At 63.2% G+C, this 22,528-nt stretch carries 16 protein-coding genes and 1 pseudogene; 8 read left to right on the top strand and 9 right to left on the bottom strand.

Annotated elements, in window-relative coordinates; all coding sequences use genetic code 11:
* The first annotated feature begins 82 nt into the window (after window positions 1-82).
* Both V1288_RS05190 and V1288_RS05195 read left to right on the top strand, forming a co-directional pair.
* Window positions 83-559: a Crp/Fnr family transcriptional regulator gene (locus V1288_RS05190; RefSeq protein ID WP_334356052.1), complete on the top strand. Its 477-nt coding sequence runs from the start codon at window positions 83-85 to the stop codon at window positions 557-559.
* Window positions 556-1,365: an MBL fold metallo-hydrolase gene (locus tag V1288_RS05195; protein WP_334356053.1), complete on the top strand. Its 810-nt coding sequence runs from the start codon at window positions 556-558 to the stop codon at window positions 1,363-1,365. The genes V1288_RS05190 and V1288_RS05195 overlap by 4 nt, the downstream gene beginning before the upstream one ends.
* A gap of 263 nt (window positions 1,366-1,628) precedes the next feature.
* On the opposite strand, the gene V1288_RS05200 is transcribed toward V1288_RS05195, so the two are convergent.
* From V1288_RS05200 to V1288_RS05210, 3 genes are read right to left on the bottom strand one after another with little or no spacing between them, the layout of a single operon-like run.
* Window positions 1,629-2,126, bottom strand: a complete 498-nt coding sequence (locus V1288_RS05200; RefSeq protein WP_334356054.1) for a TPM domain-containing protein — start codon at window positions 2,124-2,126, stop codon at window positions 1,629-1,631.
* 1 nt (window position 2,127) lies between these two features.
* Window positions 2,128-3,012, bottom strand: a complete 885-nt coding sequence (locus tag V1288_RS05205) for a TPM domain-containing protein (protein ID WP_334356055.1) — start codon at window positions 3,010-3,012, stop codon at window positions 2,128-2,130.
* 21 nt (window positions 3,013-3,033) lie between these two features.
* Entirely contained in the window at window positions 3,034-3,642 is a 609-nt protein-coding gene (locus V1288_RS05210; protein WP_334356056.1) for a LemA family protein, read from the bottom strand.
* 161 nt (window positions 3,643-3,803) lie between these two features.
* On the opposite strand from V1288_RS05210, the pseudogene V1288_RS05215 reads away from it, so the two are divergent.
* The 3 genes and pseudogenes from V1288_RS05215 (at window position 3,804) to V1288_RS05225 (ending at window position 7,028) form a co-directional block, all read left to right on the top strand.
* Window positions 3,804-4,651 (top strand): annotated as a pseudogene (locus tag V1288_RS05215) (enoyl-CoA hydratase).
* Between the two features lie 19 nt (window positions 4,652-4,670).
* Window positions 4,671-5,819, top strand: a complete 1,149-nt coding sequence (locus V1288_RS05220) for an acyl-CoA dehydrogenase family protein (RefSeq protein ID WP_334356057.1) — start codon at window positions 4,671-4,673, stop codon at window positions 5,817-5,819.
* Between the two features lie 12 nt (window positions 5,820-5,831).
* Window positions 5,832-7,028, top strand: coding sequence for an acyl-CoA dehydrogenase family protein (locus tag V1288_RS05225; protein ID WP_334356058.1), 1,197 nt, complete (start codon window positions 5,832-5,834; stop codon window positions 7,026-7,028).
* 120 nt (window positions 7,029-7,148) lie between these two features.
* Here V1288_RS05225 and V1288_RS05230 read toward each other — a convergent pair whose 3' ends face one another.
* Window positions 7,149-9,473, bottom strand: a complete 2,325-nt coding sequence (locus V1288_RS05230) for a xanthine dehydrogenase family protein molybdopterin-binding subunit (RefSeq protein WP_334356059.1) — start codon at window positions 9,471-9,473, stop codon at window positions 7,149-7,151.
* Window positions 9,474-9,624: 151 nt separating this feature from the next.
* On the bottom strand, window positions 9,625-10,725 hold the full coding sequence (locus V1288_RS05235) for a S1C family serine protease (protein WP_334356060.1): 1,101 nt from the start codon (window positions 10,723-10,725) through the stop codon (window positions 9,625-9,627).
* Between the two features lie 326 nt (window positions 10,726-11,051).
* Between V1288_RS05235 and ftsH the strand changes: the two genes are divergently transcribed.
* A complete protein-coding gene (gene ftsH, locus V1288_RS05240; protein ID WP_334356061.1) occupies window positions 11,052-12,893 on the top strand; it encodes an ATP-dependent zinc metalloprotease FtsH in 1,842 nt (613 codons plus the stop codon).
* A gap of 2 nt (window positions 12,894-12,895) precedes the next feature.
* On the opposite strand, the gene V1288_RS05245 is transcribed toward ftsH, so the two are convergent.
* The gene (locus V1288_RS05245) at window positions 12,896-13,771 is read right to left on the bottom strand and encodes a dihydrodipicolinate synthase family protein (RefSeq protein ID WP_334356062.1); all 876 of its coding nucleotides are present in this window, start codon (window positions 13,769-13,771) and stop codon (window positions 12,896-12,898) included.
* 95 nt (window positions 13,772-13,866) lie between these two features.
* Entirely contained in the window at window positions 13,867-16,533 is a 2,667-nt protein-coding gene (locus V1288_RS05250; protein ID WP_334356063.1) for a M1 family metallopeptidase, read from the bottom strand.
* Window positions 16,534-17,422: 889 nt separating this feature from the next.
* Here V1288_RS05250 and V1288_RS05255 point away from each other — a divergent pair.
* Together V1288_RS05255 and V1288_RS05260 are read left to right on the top strand one after the other, a co-directional pair.
* Complete coding sequence (locus tag V1288_RS05255) at window positions 17,423-18,505, top strand: hypothetical protein (protein ID WP_334356064.1); 1,083 nt, start codon at window positions 17,423-17,425, stop codon at window positions 18,503-18,505.
* Window positions 18,506-18,545: 40 nt separating this feature from the next.
* Window positions 18,546-18,956 carry a hypothetical protein gene (locus V1288_RS05260; RefSeq protein WP_057855314.1) on the top strand — a complete coding sequence of 137 codons (411 nt, stop codon included), beginning with the start codon at window positions 18,546-18,548 and terminating at the stop codon, window positions 18,954-18,956.
* A gap of 4 nt (window positions 18,957-18,960) precedes the next feature.
* On the opposite strand, the gene V1288_RS05265 is transcribed toward V1288_RS05260, so the two are convergent.
* Together V1288_RS05265 and V1288_RS05270 are read right to left on the bottom strand one after the other, a co-directional pair.
* Window positions 18,961-21,072, bottom strand: coding sequence for a BTAD domain-containing putative transcriptional regulator (locus V1288_RS05265; protein WP_334356065.1), 2,112 nt, complete (start codon window positions 21,070-21,072; stop codon window positions 18,961-18,963).
* Window positions 21,073-21,110: 38 nt separating this feature from the next.
* The gene (locus tag V1288_RS05270) at window positions 21,111-22,472 is read right to left on the bottom strand and encodes a YcaO-like family protein (protein WP_334356066.1); all 1,362 of its coding nucleotides are present in this window, start codon (window positions 22,470-22,472) and stop codon (window positions 21,111-21,113) included.
* Window positions 22,473-22,528: the final 56 nt, after the last annotated feature.

Consider the following 22,528-nt stretch of genomic DNA (forward strand, 5'->3'; position numbering starts at 1 on the left):
GCCTCGGCCTTACCGAAATTTTAGGAACTCATCCGCCCCGGTTTGAGCGGCCACTTGTCGGCCGTCCCGGCCCCGGGTCCCTATGCTGCCCTGCGGCATCGGTATCGATCTCGTGCCGGTTCCGTTTGCGCCGGTCTGTTTCCCGATTAACATGGACCGACCAGCCAGAAAGGCAGGGACCACCATGACCATCGAAAAATGCATCAACGAGTTTGATGTAGATGACGTCATTTTTGAGGAAGGCTCGTCCGGGCGGGAACTGTTCGTGGTGCTCGACGGCCAGGTCGAGATCGCCAAGATGAACGGCGCCAGCAAGACGGTCATCGTCACGCTCGGCAAGGGTGAGTTCTTCGGCGAGATGGCGGTCATCGACGGCTCGTCCCGTTCGGCAACCGCCATTGCGGCCGCCCCAAACACCCGCGTGATGCGGATCAACCACGCCCGCTTTGTTTACCTGGTGAGCCAGCAGCCGGCGTTTGCGCTGATGATCATGGATGCGCTCAGTAAACGGTTGCGCGCGTCAAACGCTGTCACCTTCAGAGCCGCAGCCAATTCATGAGCGACCGGAAGCCGAGCCCATTCAAGACGCTGTTCGAGACCGAAGTCTGCACGCTGATCCAGGCTGCCGAAGACGTCTATCAGATCCGTTTCAAGAACCGCGCGGCGAACGCTTATCTGGTGCGCGGCAGCTCGCGCACCATCATGATCGATGTCGGACTGTCGTCGAACTATCCGCATCTCGTGAAATGCCTCGAGCACCTCGACTGTCCGCTCGAGAAGATCGACATGGTGGTGCTGAGCCACGAGCACCTCGACCACATCGGCGCGGCCTATCATTTCCACGGCCGCGCCTTCATCGCCGCCCATCGGCTGGCCGCTAACAAGATCATGCTGCGCGACGACTTCTCGATGCTGCGCAAGATGTTCAACGAGCCGAACGTGCCGATCAATATCGATCTCTGGCTGGAAGAAGGCAATCTGATCGACCTCGGCAATTTCCGCCTCACCGTGATGTACACGCCGGGACACACCTCCGCCTGCATCACGCTGTTCGAACCGGACAAGGGATTGTTGTTCGCCTCCGACACGCTGATGCCCGGCGGGGTGATGGGCGGCGTGTTCGGCTCCGGCAGCATCTCTGACTACATCCAGTCGCTGGAGCGGCTGAAGGGCCTGAACTCGAAGATCCTGCTGTCGGGGCATGGGCGGCTGTCCGACACGCCGCAGGAGGACGTGCGGATCGCGATCCAGCGTTCGCACGGATTATTGTCGGACACCGCGCAATTGTTCGACGCACTCGATGCGCGGGCGAACTTCGAACCGATCATGCAGTCGGTGCGCGACCTCAACAAACTCGACGATTGATCAGTCATTGCGAGCAACAGCGAAGCAGTCGCCCCCGATCAAGAGAAAGGCCGGCGGGCGTTACGCCGCCGACCTTGTCCTGCAACTGCCGGCTCGGGGGTCCGGTTCCGTTGCTTGCATTCCGGTTGCTAGAACTGTTTTGATCATTAGCGCCCAGTGCCGACTGACGCCATTGCACGCAGGTATTGCCGAGCCGTACCGAGGTAGGCCCACACCATTGAAGCGGATGGAGCCAACTATCCATTGGTTTAGGTGGTGGTGAGTTACATCACCACCGGCGCATCCGGCAATTCATTCCGCCCCGCCCCCTGCGCCGGAAAGTGCGTCGCCAGCTCGCGCGACACCGCCTCGATTCCCTCGATCACGCCTCCTTCAAAATTTCCGGCCCTGAACTGCGTCTCCATCTCGACGCAGATTTTTTCCCAGCCGGCGCGGCCGACCCTGGCGTCTATGCCACGGTCGGCAACGATCTCGAAGTCGTGGTCGGCCAGCAGCAGGTAGATCAAGACGCCGTTGTTGTGCGCAGTGTCCCAGATCCGCAACTGCGAAAAAATATCCAGCGCCCGCTCACGCGCCGACTGATTGCGAAACAGCGGCGCGCCGTCGAGCGCGCCTTCGACCACGAAACGCACCTGTCCGGAATGGGTGGCTTCGCCTGACTTGATCGCCTGCTCGATCCTCGCCAGCGCTTGTGGCGGAAAGATGCGCCGCAGTCGCCAGCGGTGTTCGAGGAGATGCCTGCCGATGCGCCTGATGCTCATGCTACCAGTTCCCCGATGCGCCACCGCCGCCAAAATTGCCGCCGCTGCCACTGAAGCCGCCGCTCGAACTGCCACTGCTGCCACTGCTGCTCCAATCGCTGCTGCCGCCACTCGACCAGCCGCCGCGCGTGCCGCGGCTGCCACCGGAGGGTATCAGATCGATGAACGCAGAAATGAGAAAGACGAGCACGCCGATGGCCGCAGCCGCCCCGAGACTGCCGACGAGGAGCCACGTCAAAACTCCGACGAAACCGCCGGTCGCAGCCGAACCGACCAACCGGCCAAGCGACGCCCTTAGCACGCCGCCGACAATGAACACGAAGGCGAGGACGAAGGGATTGAACGGGTCGATCGTATTGAACAAGCCGGGACTTTGCCAATGCGGTGGCTCCGGCTCGGGCAATTTTTCGCCATCGGCGACCCGAATTATACGGGTGATCCCGGCAGAAACGCCGCCGGCGAAATCTCCGGCCTTGAACTTCGGCGTGATGTCTTCGTCGATGATGCGCTTCGTGGTGACATCGGTCAGCGCGCCTTCGAGGCCATAGCCGACCTCGATACGCAGGCGGCGATCGTTTTTGGCGATGACGAGCAGCGCGCCGTCGTCGATCTTCTTGCGGCCGATCTTCCAGGCTTCCGCAACCCGGAGCGAAAATTGCTCGATCGCCTCGCCGTCCGTCGTCGGCACGATCAGTACGGCGATCTCGCTGCCCTTTCGCGTCTCCAGATCCTTCAGTTGCCGCGTCAGCGAGACGATGTCGATGCTACCCAGCGTGCCGGTCTGGTCGACCACCCGTCCGCTCAAAGGCGGCACCGCGACGAGCGCCAGCGCCGAACAGGCCCAGCACACGAGCAGCGCAAGAATGGGGGCTCTTGCAGCGTCCATCGCGTTTGTCTTTTTTGGCCGCTACTTGGCGGGCGCCAGCGTCGGGTTGAAGTCCACCTTCGGCGCCGTCGAGATGGCCTTCTCGTTCTCGACCGTGAAGCTCGGCTTCTCCTTGTAGCCGAAGGCCATTGCCGTCAGATTGTTCGGGAAGGTGCGGATGCCGACATTATAGTCCTGCACGGCCTTGATGTAGCGGTTGCGTGCCACGGTGATGCGGTTCTCGGTGCCTTCGAGCTGTGACATCAAATCGCGAAACAGCGCGTCCGATTTGAGCTGCGGATAGTTTTCGGTCACCACCAATAGCCGCGACAGCGCGCTCGTGAGTTCGCTCTGGGCGGCCTGGAATTTCTGGAATGCGGCGGGATCGTTCAGCACCTCCGGCGTCGCCTGGATGCTGCCAACTTTGGCGCGCGCATTGGTGACCCCGAGCAGAACGTCCTTTTCCTGCTGCGCAAAGCCCTTCACCGAATTGACGAGGTTGGGTACGAGATCAGTGCGGCGCTGATACTGGTTGATCACTTCCGACCAGCCCGACTTGACCTGCTCGTCGTTGGTCTGGATCGCATTGTAACCGCAATTGGTCAGGCTCAGTGTCGCCAGCGCCGCCAGCACGGTCCAAAATCTGCGCATTGGGCTCTCCCGCTGTTATTTCCGGCGCACGGTATCAGAATAGCCGCCTCAAATAAGCGCCCAAAGCCGTTCCCGTTCCATTTCGCTGCCGATGGCCCTTGCGTATGATTTGCCGAAATAACAACATGGCTCGACAAGAATAAGGGAAACGCGAGGACGTCATGGAGTTTGAGACCATCGTCGTGGAGCGGCCGGAGCCGCGCATCGCGCGGATCGTGATGAACCGGCCCGAGGCGCGCAACGCGCAGAACCTGCAGATGACTTACGACCTCAATGCCGCCTTCGACCAGGCGGTGCAGGACGACACAGTCAAGGTCATCATCCTCGCCGGCAACGGTCCGCATTTTTCGTCCGGGCATGATTTGCGCCCTGCGCCTAAGAATACTGCTGGCGCTGATTTTCCGCCGGTCGGAAATTGGGGCGCTTCGCCGAGCCCAACGCCCACGGCCGCTTTGCGCGCGAGCAGGAAATCTACCTGCAGATCACACGGCGCTGGCGCAATCTTGCAAAACCGACGATCGCGGAAGTGCACGGCAAATGCATCGCCGGCGGCCTGATGCTGGCCTGGGCCTGCGACCTCATCGTGGCCAGCGACGATGCAGAGTTCTGCGATCCCGTGGTCACGATGGGCGTCTGCGGTGTCGAATGGTTCGTGCATCCCTGGGAGCTCGGTCCGCGCAAGGCCAAGGAATTGCTGTTCACATCAGACGTCTGGAGCGCTGAGGAAGCGCACCGGCTCGGCATGGTCAATCACGTGGTGCCGCGGGGCGAACTTTCCTCCTTCGTAATGAAGCTCGCCGAAAGCATCGCGGCGAAACCCTCCTTCGCGCTGAAGCTGACCAAAGAGGCCGTCAATCGCTCGGTCGACGTGATGGGGCAGCCGGCGGCGATCGAGCAAGCGTTTGCGCTGCATCAGCTTTGCCACGCGCACAACCTTCAGGAATTCGGAATGATCGTAGATCCCACAGGCCTGCACCCCTCCGTCAGAAAACCGGCACAGGCAAAATAGAACAAGCAAAGTAGATCAGATGGACCTTACCCCAAGTGACGAGCAGCGGTTGCTGCGCGAAAGTGCCGATCGCTTCGTCAGCGAGACCTACACCGCCGATCATCGCCGCAAGGTCGCAAACGAACCACTCGGCTTCAGCGCCGATATCTGGAAGCAGTTCGCCGATCTCGGCTGGCTGGCGCTGCCGATTTCGGAGGCCCATGGCGGGCTCGGCGGCGGTGCCATCGAGATCGGCATCCTGATGGAAGCGTTCGGGCGCGGCCTGGTCTCCGAACCGTATCTTTCCACCGTCGTGATCGGCGCATCGCTGATCTCGAAATGCGGCACGGAGGCGCAGAAGCAGGCGCTGCTGCCTGATATCGCCGGCGGCTCGCTGGTTCTGGCATTCGCGCATTCGGAACGTCAGGCGCGCTACGATTTGGCTGATGTCGCGACCACGGCAAAGAAGACGCCTGACGGCTGGCGCCTCGACGGACACAAGACAGCGGTGCTCGACGGCAACGCCGCCGGACAGATCATCGTCTCGGCCCGCGTCGATGACGGCTCTCACAAGCCCGGCAAGCTCTGCCTGTTCCTCGTACCGCAAGGCACGCGCGGCCTCACCTCGCGCGATTTTCCGCGGCTTGGCGGCGGGCGCGCTTGCAATCTCGATCTACGCGACGTGCAGCTTCCCGCGGATGCCCTGCTCGGTGACGGCAGCGACGCCCTGCCCGCGATCGAAGCCGTGGTCGATCGCGCCATGGCAGCGCTCGGCGCGGAGGCCGTCGGCATCATGCAAATGCTGCTCGACCAGACGCTGGAATATACCAAAATCCGAAAGCAGTTCGGACGGCCGCTGTCCGCCAACCAGGTGATCCGGCATCACCTCGCCGACATGGCGATGCAATGCGACGAGGCGCGCTCGATGGCGTTGCGCGCCGCGCTGATGGTTGACGCCGAGCCGGTCGCGCGCAGCCGCGCGGCGTCAGGGGCGAAGGCCAAGATCGGCAAATGCGCGCGCTTTGTCGCCGAGCAGTCGGTCCAGCTTCATGGCGCCATGGGCGTCACCGAGGAGCTCGACATCGGGGCCTACTTCAAGCGGCTGCTTGCCTTCGACACGCTGTTCGGCGGCAGCGCTCATCACTATCGCCGGCACGCCGCTCTCGGCGGCCGCGCCGTTCAAGCCTGAAAGGAGCGCATCATGGATCTTGCTTTCAACGCCGAAGAGCGCGCTTTCGAGAAAGAGGTGCGCGACTTCATCGCGGCCAACCTCACACCGGAAATGAAACGCGCCACCACGCTGACGCCCTCCGTGTTTTCCGACCCCGACATCGGCATGGCCTGGCAGCGCGCGCTCCACAAGAAGGGCTGGGGCGCGCCGGGCTGGCCGGTGGAGCATGGCGGACCGGACTGGACCCCGGCACAGCGCTGGATCTTCGAGGCCGAATGCGCCCGCGCCGGCGCGCCGAATGTGAATGTGATGGGCGTCAAGATGGTCGGCCCCGTCATCATCGGCTTCGGCTCGCCCGACCAGAAGAATTTCTACCTGCCGCGAATTCTCTCCGGCGAGGATTACTGGTGCCAGGGCTATTCCGAGCCGGGCTCCGGCTCCGACCTCTCGTCGCTGAAAACCCGCGCGGTACGTGACGGCGACGACTACATCATCAACGGCACCAAGATCTGGACCACGCATGCCCATCACGCCAACCGCATGTTCGCGCTGGTGCGCACCAACGAGACCGAGCGACAGCAGGACGGCATCTCCTTCATCCTGATCGACATGAAGAGCGCGGGTATCACGACGCGGCCGATCCTGACTATCGGCGGCGACCATGAGGTCAACCAGGTGTTCTTCGACGATGTCCGCGTACCCGTCGCCAACCGCGTCGGCGAGGAAGGCAAGGGCTGGACCTACGGCAAATATCTGCTCGAGTTCGAACGCGGCGCCGGCATCGCCTCGGCCAAACTGCGCGACGCACTGAAGACGATTTCCGATCTTGCCGAATCCGACGCCACCGGCCGCGCCATTGACGATCCCGATATCGCAGTGCGGATGTCCGAGATCGAGGTCGACATCGATACGCTCGAGATGACCGAACTGCGCGTGCTGTCGGCGCTGCAGACCGGGCAGAATCCCGGCGCGGTGTCGTCGCTGCTGAAATTGCGCGTCAGCGAAATCCGCCAGGCGGTGACGCGGCTCGGGGTCGACGTCATCGGCAATGACGGCCTCTATGTCGAGCCGGTGCGGCCGCTTTACCGGCTGAACGAAGCGCCCGGCATTGCGGAGGAATTGCTGCCGGTGGTGCCGGAATATCTCAACGGCCGGGCGTATACGATCTTCGGCGGCTCGTCGGAGATCCAGCGGGATATCGTAGCGAAGATGGTGTTGGGGTTGTAGACCACTTACCTCCCGTCATTCCGGGGCGGCCCGTAGGGCTGAGCCCGGAATCCATTTCACTACGCATGCGGCCCGATGGATTCCGGGCCTGCGCCTGACGGCGCATCCCGGAATGACGAGCTATCCCGCCGCCCTCGCGTCCCGGATCGCCTGCCACACCTTGGCCGGCGTCAGCGGGGTGTTGAGCTGCTTGATGCCGAGCTCGCTCAACGCATCCATCACGCCGTTGGTGACGCAGGGCGGGCCGCCAATGGCCCCGGACTCGCCGCAGCCCTTGGCGCCAAGCGGATTAGTGCGGCAGGGCGCGGAATCATCGAGCGTCACAACGATTGGCGGAATGTCATCGGCGCGCGGCACGCAGTAATCCTGGTAGCTCGCGGTCAATAGCTGGCCTTCCTCGTTGTAAGCGACGCCCTCGTAGAGCGCCTGCCCGATGCCTTGGGCAACGCCGCCATGCACCTGACCGGTCACCAGCATCGGATTGACGGCGATGCCGACGTCGTCGACCGTGGTGTAGCGCACCACCTTGCTAACGCCGGTTTCCGGATCGATCTCGACTTCGCAGATATGCGTGCCGTTCGGCCAGCTCGGGCCGTCGACTTCGCCTTCACTGTCGACGGAAAGCCGCGCGCCGTCTTCCTTCATGGCGATCTCAAACAGGCTGATGCGCTTGTCGGTGCCGACCACACTGAGCCAGCCATCGCGATATTCGATATCCTCGACGGAGGTTTCCAGCACGTTCGAGGCTTTCTCGCGCGCTTTCTGGATCATGTCATTGCTAGAGACCGCGACCGCCGTGCCGCCGACGAACAGCGAACGCGAGCCGACGCTGCCGAATCCGATGGCAAGGTCAGTATCGCCCTGCACCACGTCGATCTTGTCCATGGCAATGCCGAGCGTATCGGATACCATTTGCGTGTAGGTGGTCTGCAGGCCCTGCCCCATCGCCATGGTGCCGGAATGCAGGATGATGCGGCCCTCGGCCGTGGCATGCAGGCTGACCTTTTCGGTATGCGCGCGCCCGCCGGTCCATTCGATGTAACTGGTGAGGCCGCGCCCATAGAGCAGGCCCTTCTTCTTCGCCGTCTTCTTGCGCGCGGCAAAGCCGTCCCAGTCCGCAAGCTCGGAGGCGCGCGACAGCATGTGCGCGAAGGCGCCGGAATCGTACACCTGGCCGACCGCGTTGGTGTAAGGCAGTTGCGCGGGCTTGATGTAGTTCACCTTGCGGATGGTGCGCGGATCCATGCCGATCTCCCGCGCGGCGGCATCCATCAGCCGCTCGACGATAAATACCGCCTCGGGCCGCCCTGCCCCGCGATAGGCGCCGACCGGCGCGGTGTTGGTCATCACCGACTTCACTTCGAAATGCACCAGCGGCAAATCGTAGACGCCAGTCTGCACGAACGGTCCGAGCACCAGCGGAATGATGTTCGCGGTCCCCGACGAATACGCCCCGGTGCCGCCGATCGAGCGCACGCGATAGGCGAGCACGCGGCCCTTGGCGTCAAGCGCGAATTCGCCGGTCGAAGTGAGATCGCGGCCATGGGTGCCGCCGACGAATTCATCGGTGCGGTCACCGCGCCAGCGAATCCTCCTGTTCAGCTTGGTCGCGGCGTAAGCGACGATGCCGTCCTCAGGATAGAGGCTCGTCTTCTGGCCAAAGCCGCCGCCGATATCGCCGACCAGCACGCGCACGCTGTCCTTCGGCCGCTTCAGAATGGATTCCGCGAGCAGGTCACGGGTCGAGCCGGGGGTTTGCGACTGCACATGCAGGATCAACCGGCCGGTCTTCTTCTCGATCTCGGCGATCGTCGAGCGCGGCTCCATCGCCGATGGCACCAGCCGCTGGCTGACCAGATCGAGCGAAACCGTGTGCGCCGCCTTGGCAAACGCTTCTTCGACCTTGGCGGCGTCGCCATAGCTCATGGCGGCCACGATGTTGTCGGGCGCCTCGGGCCACACCACCGGTGCACCGGGCTTCACCGCCTCGACCGGATCTACCACCGAGGGCAACACCTCGTAGTCGATTTCGATCGCCTCGGCCGCCGTCTGTGCCAGCACCCGCGATGTCGCCACCACGGCCGCCACCGCCTCGCCGGCATAGCGCACGACTTCATGGGCCAGCAGCCGCCGCGGCGGCACCGTCATCGGCTTGCCGTCCGGCCGCTGAAAGATCGCAAGCGTCGGCAGAGTGCCGATATCGTCCTTGATCAGGTCAGCACCGGTATAGACGGCCTCGACGCCCGGCATTTGGGCGGCTGCGCCGGTGTCAATCGAGACGATCTTCGCGTGGGCATGTGGCGAGCGAAGCACATAGAGCCACAGCGCGCCTTCCTCGGGCTTGTCGTCGATGAACTGCCCCTTCCCGGTAAGCAGTCTCTGGTCTTCCAAACGCTTGACCGGCTGGCCTGCACCAAAACGCATATTGCCGGGAAGAATGTTCATCAGTTTGTCCTTCGAGCTTCCTGTCGGATCGGGCGGGTTTTAGCGGTTTTTCCGGCCGACACAACTCATTCAACTCGTTGCAATAAATGCGCCAGCGCACAGGGCGCGGCCGGCCGCAAACGGGTATGATCCTGCTGCAAGAAGGGAAGTATTAGCTGCGGCCGATATCCACGATGTCAATGTCGATGTCGCGCGTCTGCGAACCGCGTTTCAGGCTGATCCGGATGCTCTTGCCGGCGCCGACCTGCTCGATCTGATCGGTCAGGTCGGACAAGCGGTGCACCGGCTTGCCGTCGACCTGGACAATGACGTCGCCGAGTGCACCAGAGCCGAAATCGACGCCGCGGATGCCGGCGCGCTCGGCCGGACTTCCGGGCGCGGTGCGCACGATGATCACCCCTTCGACACCTAATCTGGTCGAAACGGCCTCGCTGGCGGCGACAATGCCGATCCCGGGCGTCGGCACGCGGCCATTCTTGATGAGTTCAGGGACCACGCGATTGACGATGTCGACGGGGATCGCAAAGCCGATGCCGGCGCTGGAGCCCGAAGGCGAGATGATCGCCGTGTTGACGCCGATCAGCCGCCCCGCCGAATCCAAAAGCGGCCCGCCCGAATTACCGGGATTGATCGCAGTGTCGGTCTGGATCACGTTGGCGATTTCGCGGCCGCTGCTGGTCGGCAGCCGGCGCTTGAGTGCACTGATGATTCCACTGGTCAGCGACTGGTCGAGACCGAAGGGATTGCCGATCGCAAACGCGGATTGACCGACCTTGAGTTCGGTCGAACTGCCAAGCGCCACCGGCGGCGGCAACTTGCGCGCACTCCTGATCCGCAACACCGCAACGTCATAGTTGGGCGCGACCCCGATGACTTCAGCCTGCGCCACCTCGCCAGAAGCGAAGCGAACCGCAACCTCCCTGCCGTTCTGGACGACATGATTGTTGGTCACCACGTGGCCGGCATTGTCCCAGACGAAGCCGGTGCCGGAAGCCGCCCCAGCCGCGGCTTCTCCGCCTTCGTCTTCGGCCAGAGGATTGCCGGCGGCAGATCGTGCCGCCACCTGTACCACCGACGGCGACACCCGCTCGAACAGTTCAATATTGGCACGCTCGGCCTCGGACAGCGGGCCGCGCTGGTCGACGGTCCGCGCGACCGTGTTGGTCCACGGGCTGTAGCGGATATTGGAGATGGTCAGCGCGGCCAAAACGCCCGCGACAATGGCTGCGAAAAGCACAAAGCGACGGTTCATGGATTACTCACCCGGCAATGCCGCTCGCTTGCGATGAACGAAAGCGGGGGGCGGGCTTTTCAGCCCTTGGAAGTGTTCGCGTAACCAAACGCCCCGGCTGGCACAAAGTTTCTGCCGTTTCGGAGGCTTGTTGGCGCACCAAAGCTGCCGGCCTGGATGATCCCGGGAGCGCCGATTTGCCGCGCAGGCTGCCCCGCCATTGAAACCAAACCTCCCTGTTCCCATTGTCAGAGGGCCGCAATCCAGGTGTCGCCACGGGCTTTCCTGGATCGGGCGAATGTGCCGACGCGGCTTCCCGTGAGAGGGTGTGCGCCCGGAGTTCAATCATGAACAACAAGATGCGTTTCAACGTCGGATACGCGATCGCTGCAATCTTTGCCGTCTTCGTGATCCAGTACTTCATCTCCGCGGCGAGCCAGATCGCTATTATTCCCTACAGCGAATATCAACAATTGCTGAAACAGGGGAAAGTCGCGACCGTCGGCATCTCCGACCGCACGGTGCAGGGCACCCTGAAGGAGCCGCTGTCGGGCGGACAAAAGCAGTTCGTCACCACGCGGGTCGACCAGGAAACCGCGCAAGAGCTCGAGAAATACAACGTCCGCTTCACCGGCCAGATCGAGAGCACGTTCCTGCGTGACCTGCTGTCATGGGTCATGCCGGTGCTGCTGTTCTTCGGCCTGTGGTGGTACATCGCCAGACGCGCCGCAGAAGGTAGCGGCCTCGGCGGCGGCCTGATGGCGATCGGCAAGAGCAAGGCCAAAATCTACGTCGAGTCCGATACCGGCGTGAACTTTTCCGATGTTGCCGGCGTCGACGAAGCCAAGGACGAACTGCGCGAGGTCGTCGACTTCCTGAAAAACCCGACCGACTACGGGCGGCTCGGCGGACGCATGCCCAAGGGCGTGTTGCTGGTCGGTCCGCCCGGCACCGGCAAGACCCTGCTGGCCAAGGCTGTCGCCGGCGAAGCCAAGGTACCATTCTTCTCGATATCCGGTTCAGAGTTCGTCGAGATGTTCGTCGGCGTCGGCGCAGCGCGCGTACGCGATCTGTTTCAGCAGGCGCACCAGAAAGCTCCAGCGATCATCTTCATCGACGAACTCGATGCGCTGGGACGCGCCCGCGGCATTGGGCCCTTTGCAGGCGGACACGATGAAAAGGAACAGACGCTCAATCAGCTCCTGGTCGAACTCGACGGCTTCGACTCGCGGTCGGGGCTCATCATCCTGGCCGCGACCAACCGGCCGGAAATCCTCGATCCCGCACTGCTGCGTGCCGGCCGCTTCGATCGCCAGGTGCTGGTCGACCGCCCTGACAAGAAGGGCCGCGTTGAAATCCTCAAGGTGCATGCGAAAAAAGTGCAGCTTGATCCAGACGTCGATGCCGAGGCCGTTGCGGCGCTCACGCCAGGTTTCACGGGTGCCGATCTCGCCAACCTGGTCAATGAAGCAGCCCTGCTCGCGACACGTCGCGGCGCCAGCGCGGTCGCGATGGCCGATTTCAACAACGCGGTCGAGCGTATGGTTGCCGGATTAGAGAAGCGAAACCGGCTTCTCAATCCGAAGGAGCGCGAGATCGTCGCCTATCACGAGATGGGCCACGCTCTGATTGCGCTGTCGCTGCCCGGTGTCGATGCCGTGCACAAGGTGTCGATCATTCCAAGGGGCGTCGGCGCGCTCGGCTATACCATCCAGCGCCCGATCGAAGATCGCTTCCTGATGACCAAGGAGGAGCTGGAGAACAAGATGGCCGTGCTGCTCGGCGGGCGCGCGGCGGAATTGATCGTGTTCAATCATTTGTCCACCGGTGCCGCCGACGACTTGCGCCGCGTCACCGATATCGCCCGCAGCATGGTGACGCGCTACGGCATGTCGGAAAAGCTCGGCGGCGTCGCCTATGAGCGCGACCCAGGCAATTTTCTCGCGGGCGCCGACCGGCCCTACCCGGTTCGCGAGCGCGAATATGCCGACGAGACCGCCGCTTCCGTCGACGAAGAGGTCCGATCGATCGTCGATCGGGTGTTCGAGCGCGCGCAGGGCATCCTGAAAGCGCGACGCGCGATCCTGGATCGGGCAGCGAAGAAACTATTGGAGAAGGAGACCTTGGAGCAGAGCGATCTCGAGGCATTGATCCGCGAAACGCCGAAAGAGGCGCTGCGGGCCATTTAGGCTTATGCGAGATCGCGCAGCGCCACCTCGACGGCCTTGCGCTCCTCGGCAGTCAGAGGTGCCTGCGGCGGGACCGGGTCGCCAACGGCGTAGCCCTGAATTTCGAGGCCTGCCTTGATACAGGCGGCGAGATTGAAACGCGCAAACGCTTCATTGATGCGCCACAGCTTACGTTGCAGCGCCATCGCCTCATCCCAGCGCGCCGCCTTGCAGAGGTTATAGAGCTCGACGCTCTGCCGCGGGATGATGCAGGCGGGGCCGGCCATCCAGCCCAAACCGCCGATCAGCATCACCGCCGCCGGGATATGGGCGGATGCCGAGAACACTTTGATGCTGTCGCCGCAGCGGTTCATGATCGACAGCAGCCGGCCGGTATTGGTGGAGGCATCCTTGATGTGGCCGATGCGTGGATGGGTCGCGAGCCGCGCGATCACATCGAGCGTCAGGTCGGAGCGCTGGAATTGCGGGTTGGTGTAGATCACGACGGGAATGTCGACGGCGTCGGCAATGGCACGGAAATAGCACTCGACCTGCGCGTCGGCCACCGGGAAATAGGCTTCCATGATCGCGAGAATGCCATCGGCGCCGAGTTTTTGATGCGCCTTTGCCTGCGCCACCGCATCCGCCGTCGACGTCGAAGCGACGCCGGCGATCACGGGCACGCGCCCCCTTGCGGCTTCGATCGTGGCTTGCACGACGGCCGCGCGCTGCGCCTGGTTGAGATAGGCGAATTCGCCGGTCGATCCGAGCGGCGTCAACCCGTGCACGCCCTCCTTGATGAGGTCGTCGCACAACCGGCCCAGCACTGCGGTACGGATCTGGCCTGACGCATCGATGGGTGAGACCAGATAGGGAAAGACGCCGTGGAAATCAGCCATGGGAGGAAAATGCCTCAAGCGGGAAAGTCCTGATAGCCATGGCTATCCGGAATGCCGGTGCAAGGCAACGCTCCGCACGAATCGTGCGAACGGCTCTATCGTTTGCGCGCCTTGATCCACGCATCGATCACCGGCAGCGCACGGCCCTTGAGGTCGGCCGAAATCGCGATCGTCTCCTGCGCGCGGGCCGCCATCACGCGCCCGCCCGAGGTCGCCTGAACCGGTGCAAAGGCGGCGAGTTCGGCGGCATGAGCGTCATCGTTGAAGTTCGTCATGAAGTTCGCAACGAACTGGTCGCGGAACTGAGGCCCAAGCTTTGCGAACAACGCCGCGTAGTTCTTCTGCAGGAAGTCCCAGGCCAGATCCGGCTGCTCTCCCGATGACGCAACCGAATTGATCAGCCCGACGACGATCGTTCCCGGCACTTCATCCGTCAGAGTCAGCTCCAGCGTGGCATTCGCCAGCGCGGCGTCGCGCGCGCTGGCTGCAGCGTAGTAATAGCGCAGCCGCTCATTGGTGACGGTGCTCTTGCGCGCCAGCGCCAGCAGCGCATCGTAGGTCGCTCGATCAGCCGCGATGCCGACGACATGGGTGACGGAATCGCGCAACGCGCCGGATAAGGATTGCGGCTCGCGGAGGAAACCGGCGAACCGCCGCCTCGCTTCGGCGATGGCCTGCTCGTCGCCGAGTTCGCCGAGCATCCGGATCAGGCTGCCGCGCAGCAGGGTGGCGTCGTCATCACCGGAGCCGCCGCCATCCCAGCCGAGCCGGTCGAGCACCGGCCGCAATCGGGCGCTGATGTAGCGCTGCACGGCCGGGCGCTCGGTACGGCCGCGCGACAGACGATTGAGCGAGGAGAATACCGCAATGACCTGATCCCAAACCGCGCGGCGGTCATCGATGCTGATGGCCTCGGCCAGTTCAAGGTAGGATGGCGGCTCGGCGCGGCGCCCCTGCACCATCGCCCAGCTATCGGCCAGGAAATTGACGCGGTCGGCCGGTGACATCTGCGGCAGCGACTTCGCCAACGCCGCCCTGCTCCCCGGTCCGTACTCGACGCGGAAATAGCCGATGTCGCCGAGATTGACCTTGATCGCCTTATCGCAGGATCCGGCCGGAATCTCGGTGGAGCCTTGCAGCAGCACGACATCCGGCGATCGTGTCGCATCCACCGGCCCGACCGCGACCGGTACTTGCCAGGTGCGAGACGGCAGGGATGCGTCGCCGGCGCGCGCCGGCGCGATCACGAAACGGCCCTGCCGCAGCGTCAGCCGCTGAGCATCGCCGTTGCAGGCGGTTTCGGCCGATATCAACGGCACGCCATCCTGCTCGGTAAAGGAAACCGCGATATCGGTCACGGGCTTGTGACCCGCGCGCTCCAGCGCCCGCCAGAGATCGGCCGTGGTGGTGTTGCCATAGGCATGCGCGGCCATGTAGGCGCGGATGCCGTCACGGAACGCCGCTTCGCCGAGGTAATTTTCCAGCATGCGGATCAGCGCCTGGCCCTTGTTGTAGGTAATGGCGTCGAACGCGATCATGGCCTCGCTCTCGTTGGCGACCGGCTGCTGGATCGGGTGCGTGGTGCGCCGAGCGTCGAGCGCCATGGCGAACTGCTTCTGGCCGTAACCGTTCAGCCAGCTTTGCCATTGCGGATAAAATTGCTCCGCGGCTTTCGTCGCCATCCAGGTCGCAAAGCCTTCGTTGAGCCAGAGATTGTCCCACCACGCCATCGTGACGAGATCGCCGAACCATTGATGCGCCATCTCGTGCGCGATGATGGAAAAGATGCCGCGCCGCGCGCTGTCCGGACTTGTTGCGGGATCGAACAACAGCCGGCTCTCGAAGAAGGTGATGCCGCCCCAGTTCTCCATCGCGCCGCCGAAGCCGCCGGGCACCGCGATCAGATCGAGCTTGGGCAGCGGATACTTGACGCCGAAATAATCGTTGAACCAGCCAAGCAGTTTCGCTGCGCTATCGAGTGCGAATTGCCCTTTCGCAGCCTTGCCGATGGTGGCGACGACGCCGATCGTCACGCCTTCCGCTTCCACTGTGATGCGCTCCAGTTCGCCCACCGTCAGCACGAAAAGGTAGGTCGACATTTTCGGCGTGGGGGCGAAGGCGACGTTCTTCAGGTTCGGCTCCAGCGGCTCTTCGCGCACCACCGGCATGTTGCCGACCGCGAGGAAATGGCGCGGCACGCCTACGGTCAGGGCAAAACTCGCCTTGAAAGCCGGCTCGTCCCAGCATGGAAATATCCGCCGCGCGTCCGCCGGCTCGAGTTTGCTCGTCAACAGCCGCTTCATGCCGCCGTCGGTCGGATAGTCGACCAGGAAGAAACCGCGGTCGAACTTGTTGATCCGTGCCGCAAACTCGATGCGCAGCCGATGAGCGCCCACCGCGAGCGGCTGTGCGAACGTGAACGTCGCCGTCTCGGCGGCCGCATCGAGCGCGACATCGGCGCGTGCTGCGCCGTCATCCACGGTAACGGAAGCAAACGTCGTGTTGACGGCGTTGAGCGTCAGCCGTGCGGTCGGTTCGCGCACCTCGATGTCGATCACTTCGACGCCGGGAAGCGCAAGGCTCTCGGCGTCGGGTCTCAGCTCGATTGAATAGTTGATTGGAACGACCGTCTTCGGCAGCTTGCCCGGCGTGGAGTCGAAAGAAAACACCGGCTCGGCTCGAGCGGCGCCTGAAATAACTAGCATCAGTACGAGCATTGCGCCGAAACGACGCGTCAAGGGTGCCGTCTCGGTAAGCTTCACGCAAAGCTCCTATTGCCAGCCGGCACAATGAGGTGCCGGATCATATAGCTGCATCGCCTGCCGCGGAACAGCCGGGAAAAACGCCGCGTCGCGCAGTTTCCGGCTGCCGCACATTGGCCCAAAGATGTCCACAGAAGTTCACAGGTTCTAACGATTTAACTCACGATAATTTCACGACTTTCTCCGCAGTCTCGCTGCCCCAGCCAAGCGCGAGAGTAGTTTTATGGCTCTGCAGAACGTCGCTGACGCATCCTCTTTCCGAACTTCCGAGTTGGATACGCGCGACTCTGCTCGATCGCCGACAGCCCCCGGCTTTCGTCATTTCCTTGGCAGTCCGGCCGCCTCGCAGCGCTTTCGCGCATTCGGTGCCGACCCACTGAGTTCGCCTGCGGTCCTCCCCGACCTGCGGAGGCTGATGCAGCGTCTGTCACGCCGGATGGACGCCGCCATACGCTGGCCTTCACATGGCTACGGATCCGCGGAGCACTGGGAGAACCCGTTGATACCTTCCGGGTATACCTATCTGCTGCAATTCGTGGCGCATGATCTGGTTCATTCGGCGATCCCGCTTTCGGTCGCGGGAGGTCTCGGCGGCGGGACCGCGAACGCGCGCCGCACACCGCTTCGGCTGGAGACGCTGTATGGCAGCGGCCCGGTCGGATCCCCGCACATCTATGCACTCGACGCACCGAATGACGACCGCCGCACCAAGCTGCGGCTCGGGCGAATGCGCTGGAAGGAGAACGAGCCCGCAACCGGATGCCCATTCCGCGACATCGCGCGGACCCCTGCGGAGAATGTGACGGGGATCGACCGCAGCATCGCAGGTGTCCGCGTTGCCCTCACCGAGGCGCTGGTCGCCGATCCGCGCAATGACGATCACGCCGTCATGTCGCAGCTCACCGCGCTGTTCGCACTGCTGCACAACGGGCTCATTGATATCATTCGCCGTAATGAAGGCAACGCGGGGCCAAATGGTCAGTTCGGTGCCGCCTACAAGCGCTTCTTGTGCGCCCGCGGCGCACTGACGGCCATCTATCACAACATCATCCGCAACGACCTGATGCGGCGGGTGATCCATCCGGCGATCTACGCGGTTTATCACGGACCTAGCCCCGACTTTATCGAGCGCCCCCATTCCACCGGAGGCTTTGCGACCGGCGACTGGGAAGTCCCCTTCGAGTTCTCGCACGGCGCGTTTCGCTTCGGCCATGCCATGGTGCGGCACGAATACCAGATCAATGACCTGTCCCTCCACGACCTCAATAACACGCTTGAAAAATCCTCCCTGAACGATCCTGTCAACATGCCGCTCGACGAGACGTGGATGGTCCAGTGGTCGCGCTTCTTCGAGATCAACGGATCGAAGCCGAATTTCAGCCGGCGCATCGGACCCTATCTGAGCGACGGTCTCGGCAACGACCAGATGTTTCCCGCGTTCGACGAAACCGAACGCGTAGGCCTGCTCTATCGTGACCTGCTCGGCGCCGGCCTCGCCGGCATGTGGTCGGTAGACGCACTGATTGCCGAGATCGGTCGCAGACGGCCGCATCTCATCGCCATGTCGCGCCTGCTTGCCGACCGCGCCTATCGTGTCGATCAACTTCGCGAATGGCTGGCCGCCGCGCCTGCATATGGCGCGCTGACGGCTGAGGACATCGAAACGCTTTCGAACGAGCCGCCGCTGCCTTTCTTCATCCTGTTTGAAGCGATGCGGCAACCGAACGCCGAGGGCCTGCGCCTCGGCCCGCTCGGTTCAATTATCGTCTCGGAAGTCATCTTTGGCGCGCTCGCGGGCGACCCGCGGCGCGCGGACAGCGGCTCGCTTGCCGGACAACTGGCGGCTATTTCCAGCGAATTTTATCCGGCAAACGTACTTCAGGGCATTCCCGATATCTCAAGCATGGCGCAGCTGGTGGAGTTCACCACCGAAATAGCCGAGCTGCAGCATGCCGTGCCTGCATTCTTGTGAAGCGGAATCCTCCGCTTCACGCAACCCGGAGAGTGAAGCTATGGCAATCGAAAGAATGCAAGTGACCAACCATGAGCGCTGGGGCAATCTGGTGAAGACATGGTCCACCGGCAAGAACTACCTCGACGACGACAACGAGTACCCGATCCCGACCACCGTCGACGAATTCAAGGAGCAGCTTGCCAAGGCCCAAGTGTTCATGACGGTGCCGGAACGGTTCAAGAAGGTAAAGTTCGTCGAACAGGAGATGGACACGATCGTGGTGCGTCTGCCGCCGGCCGTGATGATCGCGGATTCCGAAGAAAGCCTCAAAAAGCCAGGCGCGACCTATCCGCTTCCGCCGTTCTACAAGCGCCTGTTCAACGGCCTGGACCCGGTGATTCCGGAAAGCGACAAGTTCCGCGTGCATGCCGAACGCGTCGGGGACTACACCATCAGCTACTGTGCCTGATGATCTAGCTCCGCGTTAGGTACGTGATGCCATCGACAGGAAGCCCTCCGCCACGCAAACTTTGGCGCAGGGCTTCCCACCGCTCCTTCACGCTGATGGGATGCGCCTGCATAACCCAGCGCGCCGCCGCCTCGTCTGTCGGGGTGGAGGAGCCGACCCAGAATGAACGCAGGCCGTTCACGAAGCGCTGGACTTCCTGCTGCGCTCGCACGCGCTCCCCGAGCTGGAACAGCGCGGCGGCCCGCCATGCCGGCAGCACCTTGTTGATGCCTTGCGCGCGATCGCACGCTTCGATAGTTCCCTCGTAGTCGCCGCAGAAGAAGCGCACAGTGCCATGATAGGCCCATTCCAGATAGGAGGGCGCGGGTGAAAGTGCGAGCGACCGCTCGGCGCGAACGCGGGCATCGTCGATCGATCCGCAGATTGCCGAGTAGTGCGCACTGGATAGCAACGTCCATGGATCGTTGTCGTTGAGTTCGCAGGCGAGCGCCATATGTGGCGCGGCTTCCGCTTCGCGAAGCGCCATTACATAAGACCAGCCGCAGCACAGATGCGCCCTGGAATCGACCGGGTCCAGTTGAACGGCGGTCTTCGCCAGTTCGAGGGTAGCCTTCGCCTTGTCGAGATCGCGGAAGATTCCAGGATGCACTAGATGCTCGATATTATTCATTTGCACGAGGCTGCTGTAGCAGGGAGAGAACCCCGGATTGTCGCGGATCGCATCGCGGAAGATGGCGACCGCCCGCCGCCAGCTTTCGGGATCGAATTTCGACATGAGATTCTGTCCGCGCAGCCAGCGGTCGTGCAGGTCGAGCGACACGTCAGGCTCGCCGGCGAGCCGCATCAGGCGTTCGGTCGAGAGCTGCACGTTCAGCGCGGTCGCGATGCGGCGGATGATACGCTGTTGCGTTTCGAACCAGTTGCCCAGGCCGAGCCGGAAGCTCTCGCTCCAGACGTAGATCCCGGTGGTATCGTCGCGCAGCACCATTACAATGTTGATCTCGGGCCCCGCCTGGTAAGCGGTGGTTTCGATGCAGTATTGCGGCGCCGAATCGGGCGCGGGAAGCACGACGGCGGCCGGCGGACGGTCGACGACGCTCCATTCGCGGAAGCGTACGAGACAGGCGGCAAGATGCTGGGAGAACCCCTGCACCAGATGGCTATGGTCTTCATCGACGCCGTGCATCGCAAAGGGGCGCAGCACGAGGCGCGTCTTCGCGGGCGGATTGGCCGCTGGCGTGATCGGGACCACCGGCTGCGGGGCGCTCCCCCTGACCATCCTGACGGCGAATTCGTCATTCGCTGCCGACGCGGCCCGATCGGCCGGCGCGCGCTCCAGAATGCCGAGCTTGATGTTGGCGACGAGTTCTTCGGTGGCTGACGACGGCTCCATCGCGTAGTCACGGTCCAGCAGATCCCACAGCGCCTTGTAAATGCGTAGCGCACCGGCGACATCGCCCTCTTCCGCATGCGCCCGCATCAGATAGCGGCAGGCATATTCGTGGGTCGGATCGAGATTGACGATCGCGGCCGCGATCCGCTTCTTGGCGTCGGCGGGAACGCTTGCGGAGGTCAAGCCTTCATCAAGGTTTCGCATCAACCGTTCATGGATGGTCTGGCGCTTGGCCAGAACCCAAACCCGGAATGACGGGTCGAGATCGTCCATGCCTTCGAGCAGCCGCCCGTCGAGTTGCGGCGTATCGAGCAGCAGCGGGTGAACGCGTCCGCCTTCGGCGAGTTGAATCACGTTTTCGATATCGACTTCGATCCGTCCGACGTCGATGCCGATCATCAGCCGCTCCGCGACGAAGCCGTCATATCCGGCCTCCTCCAGCATCGACCGCAACTCGCGAACGACCTGGCGCAGCGAGGCACGCGCTTTTTCCTCGTCCGAACGACTCCAGAACAGGCCGACCAGCCGCTCACGGCTTTCCTGCTTCGCCTCCAACAATGCGAGGTAGCTCAGGACCGCACCCGCTTTACGGGTTCGCAGTTCAATCGGCCGGCCGTTGAACCGCACGCCCAGCCGCCCGACCAGCGATACCGACAGACGCGGGGCGCCTTCCGGCGCCGCCGTGGCGTTGTCTGCTGTGATGGCGTTTGCACTGGCCGGCATGCAACGGTTCCGGAACCGGTTGGTTAATTCCAGCCAGTCTATATCAAAGAAACACCGCCGGTATAGGTTGCGCCGCCTCCGGTTGCCGCAATCGCATCGTGCAGTCTGGCCGTGATGATTTCGGATGGCTCGAGTTGCAGGCCTGGGGCGATGACGCGGACCACCGGAACGGCAAAGCGCTGGCGCGTGAGATCAAGGCAAAATGTCTCGATTCCCAGCTTCTCCAAACGCTGTACGATCAATCCAAACATGACGCTCGCTTCAGTTGCGTGAAGCGGCAGATGGGAAGCGTGCTCCGCGACCGGCTGCAGCAGTCTGCACTGACCGGCATCGATCGCCGCGCGCTGCAGGTGGATGCGATCCTGGGCGTTGAGCGCGTCATCGCCGCGCTCACTTCGTTTGGTCATGACGACGGCGTCGGCCAGTTCGAGCTGACACATTTCGAGCGTAGCCGAGCGGGCGGCGGCCTCGAGCGCCGGCCGCGCGGCAAGGCCGAAGGCAAAACCGGAACCGTCCGCCCGGCAGGAGACGGCCGCGACGCAGGGCACGCCGATATCCGTCGTGATATCGAGCAGCCATGTCCGGCGCTGCACCGATGCGCCGTGCCGGAGCTGCCGCAACAAACCTTCCGCCACGATGCCGGCTTCATGCTGCGGCGGAATCGATCGGGCCAATTGGCCGCCCCGCCACCACAGGCTGGCCGCATCACGCTCGATCAATTCCAGCAGGCCGTGCAGCGCTGCAGCGTCACGCGACGGACCGGCGGCCGATCCGATGCTCAAGGGAAATGGCGGCGCGAAGTCGCGCTGCGCCAGCGGACGCCGCAGGCAAATGTCCGCCGGAAGCCACACTTCGCCTCCGTCGGTCAGCCTCGTTGCGCGACACCAGGAAAGCGCTCGCTCCGGTTGCATGCGGCGTTCCGAAACGGCAGCCACCAACTCCAGCGCCTTCGGACCGAGTTTTCCGGCCCAGTCGTCGACGCCGGGTTTGAGCAACAGGTCGGTGCCAGTCTGCAATTGAGAAAGATACTCGACCCCCTCGCCGATGCAGCCCTGAAATGCTTCCCGCAACGTCAGGCCGACACCTGAGACGCCGACCATCGGGCTTCCGTCGTGCAACGGATCGGCGAGCGCCGGATCGAATTGCGCACCAAAGCTGAGCAGGCCGGGCGCGTCGGGCGCGGCCAGTTCGAACACCCGCGCAAACCGGGAAGCCGCGATCAGCAAATGAGCGCGATTCGCGGTCTCCGAATCAATCCGGTTGCCGGATTCCGCGGCATATTCCAGCGCGCGCAGGATATGTCCGGCATCGCCATCACTCGCGGCGTCTACTTCGTTGCCGAGAAGCAACGATGCCGCGCGTGCAAACAATTCCTGCATCGAATTTTCGGTACCGCTCACGGTGACCTCACGACTTGACGCGCAGACTCCGGACGAGAGGCCAGCCCGCCCTCGCC

This window comes from Bradyrhizobium sp. AZCC 2176, from assembly GCF_036924645.1.
Classification (GTDB): Bacteria; Pseudomonadota; Alphaproteobacteria; order Rhizobiales; family Xanthobacteraceae; genus Bradyrhizobium.

Bases quoted from the DNA above. Each gene is read 5' to 3' on its own strand.
- V1288_RS05190 (WP_334356052.1), top strand. From the start codon at position 83: ATGCTGCCCTGCGGCATCGGTATCGATCTCGTGCCGGTTCCGTTTGCG.
- V1288_RS05195 (WP_334356053.1), top strand. From the start codon at position 556: ATGAGCGACCGGAAGCCGAGCCCATTCAAGACGCTGTTCGAGACCGAA.
- V1288_RS05200 (WP_334356054.1), bottom strand. From the start codon at position 2,126: ATGAGCATCAGGCGCATCGGCAGGCATCTCCTCGAACACCGCTGGCGA.
- V1288_RS05205 (WP_334356055.1), bottom strand. From the start codon at position 3,012: ATGGACGCTGCAAGAGCCCCCATTCTTGCGCTGCTCGTGTGCTGGGCC.
- V1288_RS05210 (WP_334356056.1), bottom strand. From the start codon at position 3,642: ATGCGCAGATTTTGGACCGTGCTGGCGGCGCTGGCGACACTGAGCCTG.
- V1288_RS05220 (WP_334356057.1), top strand. From the start codon at position 4,671: ATGGACCTTACCCCAAGTGACGAGCAGCGGTTGCTGCGCGAAAGTGCC.
- V1288_RS05225 (WP_334356058.1), top strand. From the start codon at position 5,832: ATGGATCTTGCTTTCAACGCCGAAGAGCGCGCTTTCGAGAAAGAGGTG.
- V1288_RS05230 (WP_334356059.1), bottom strand. From the start codon at position 9,473: ATGAACATTCTTCCCGGCAATATGCGTTTTGGTGCAGGCCAGCCGGTC.
- V1288_RS05235 (WP_334356060.1), bottom strand. From the start codon at position 10,725: ATGAACCGTCGCTTTGTGCTTTTCGCAGCCATTGTCGCGGGCGTTTTG.
- ftsH (WP_334356061.1), top strand. From the start codon at position 11,052: ATGAACAACAAGATGCGTTTCAACGTCGGATACGCGATCGCTGCAATC.
- V1288_RS05245 (WP_334356062.1), bottom strand. From the start codon at position 13,771: ATGGCTGATTTCCACGGCGTCTTTCCCTATCTGGTCTCACCCATCGAT.
- V1288_RS05255 (WP_334356064.1), top strand. From the start codon at position 17,423: ATGTCGCAGCTCACCGCGCTGTTCGCACTGCTGCACAACGGGCTCATT.
- V1288_RS05260 (WP_057855314.1), top strand. From the start codon at position 18,546: ATGGCAATCGAAAGAATGCAAGTGACCAACCATGAGCGCTGGGGCAAT.
- V1288_RS05265 (WP_334356065.1), bottom strand. From the start codon at position 21,072: ATGCCGGCCAGTGCAAACGCCATCACAGCAGACAACGCCACGGCGGCG.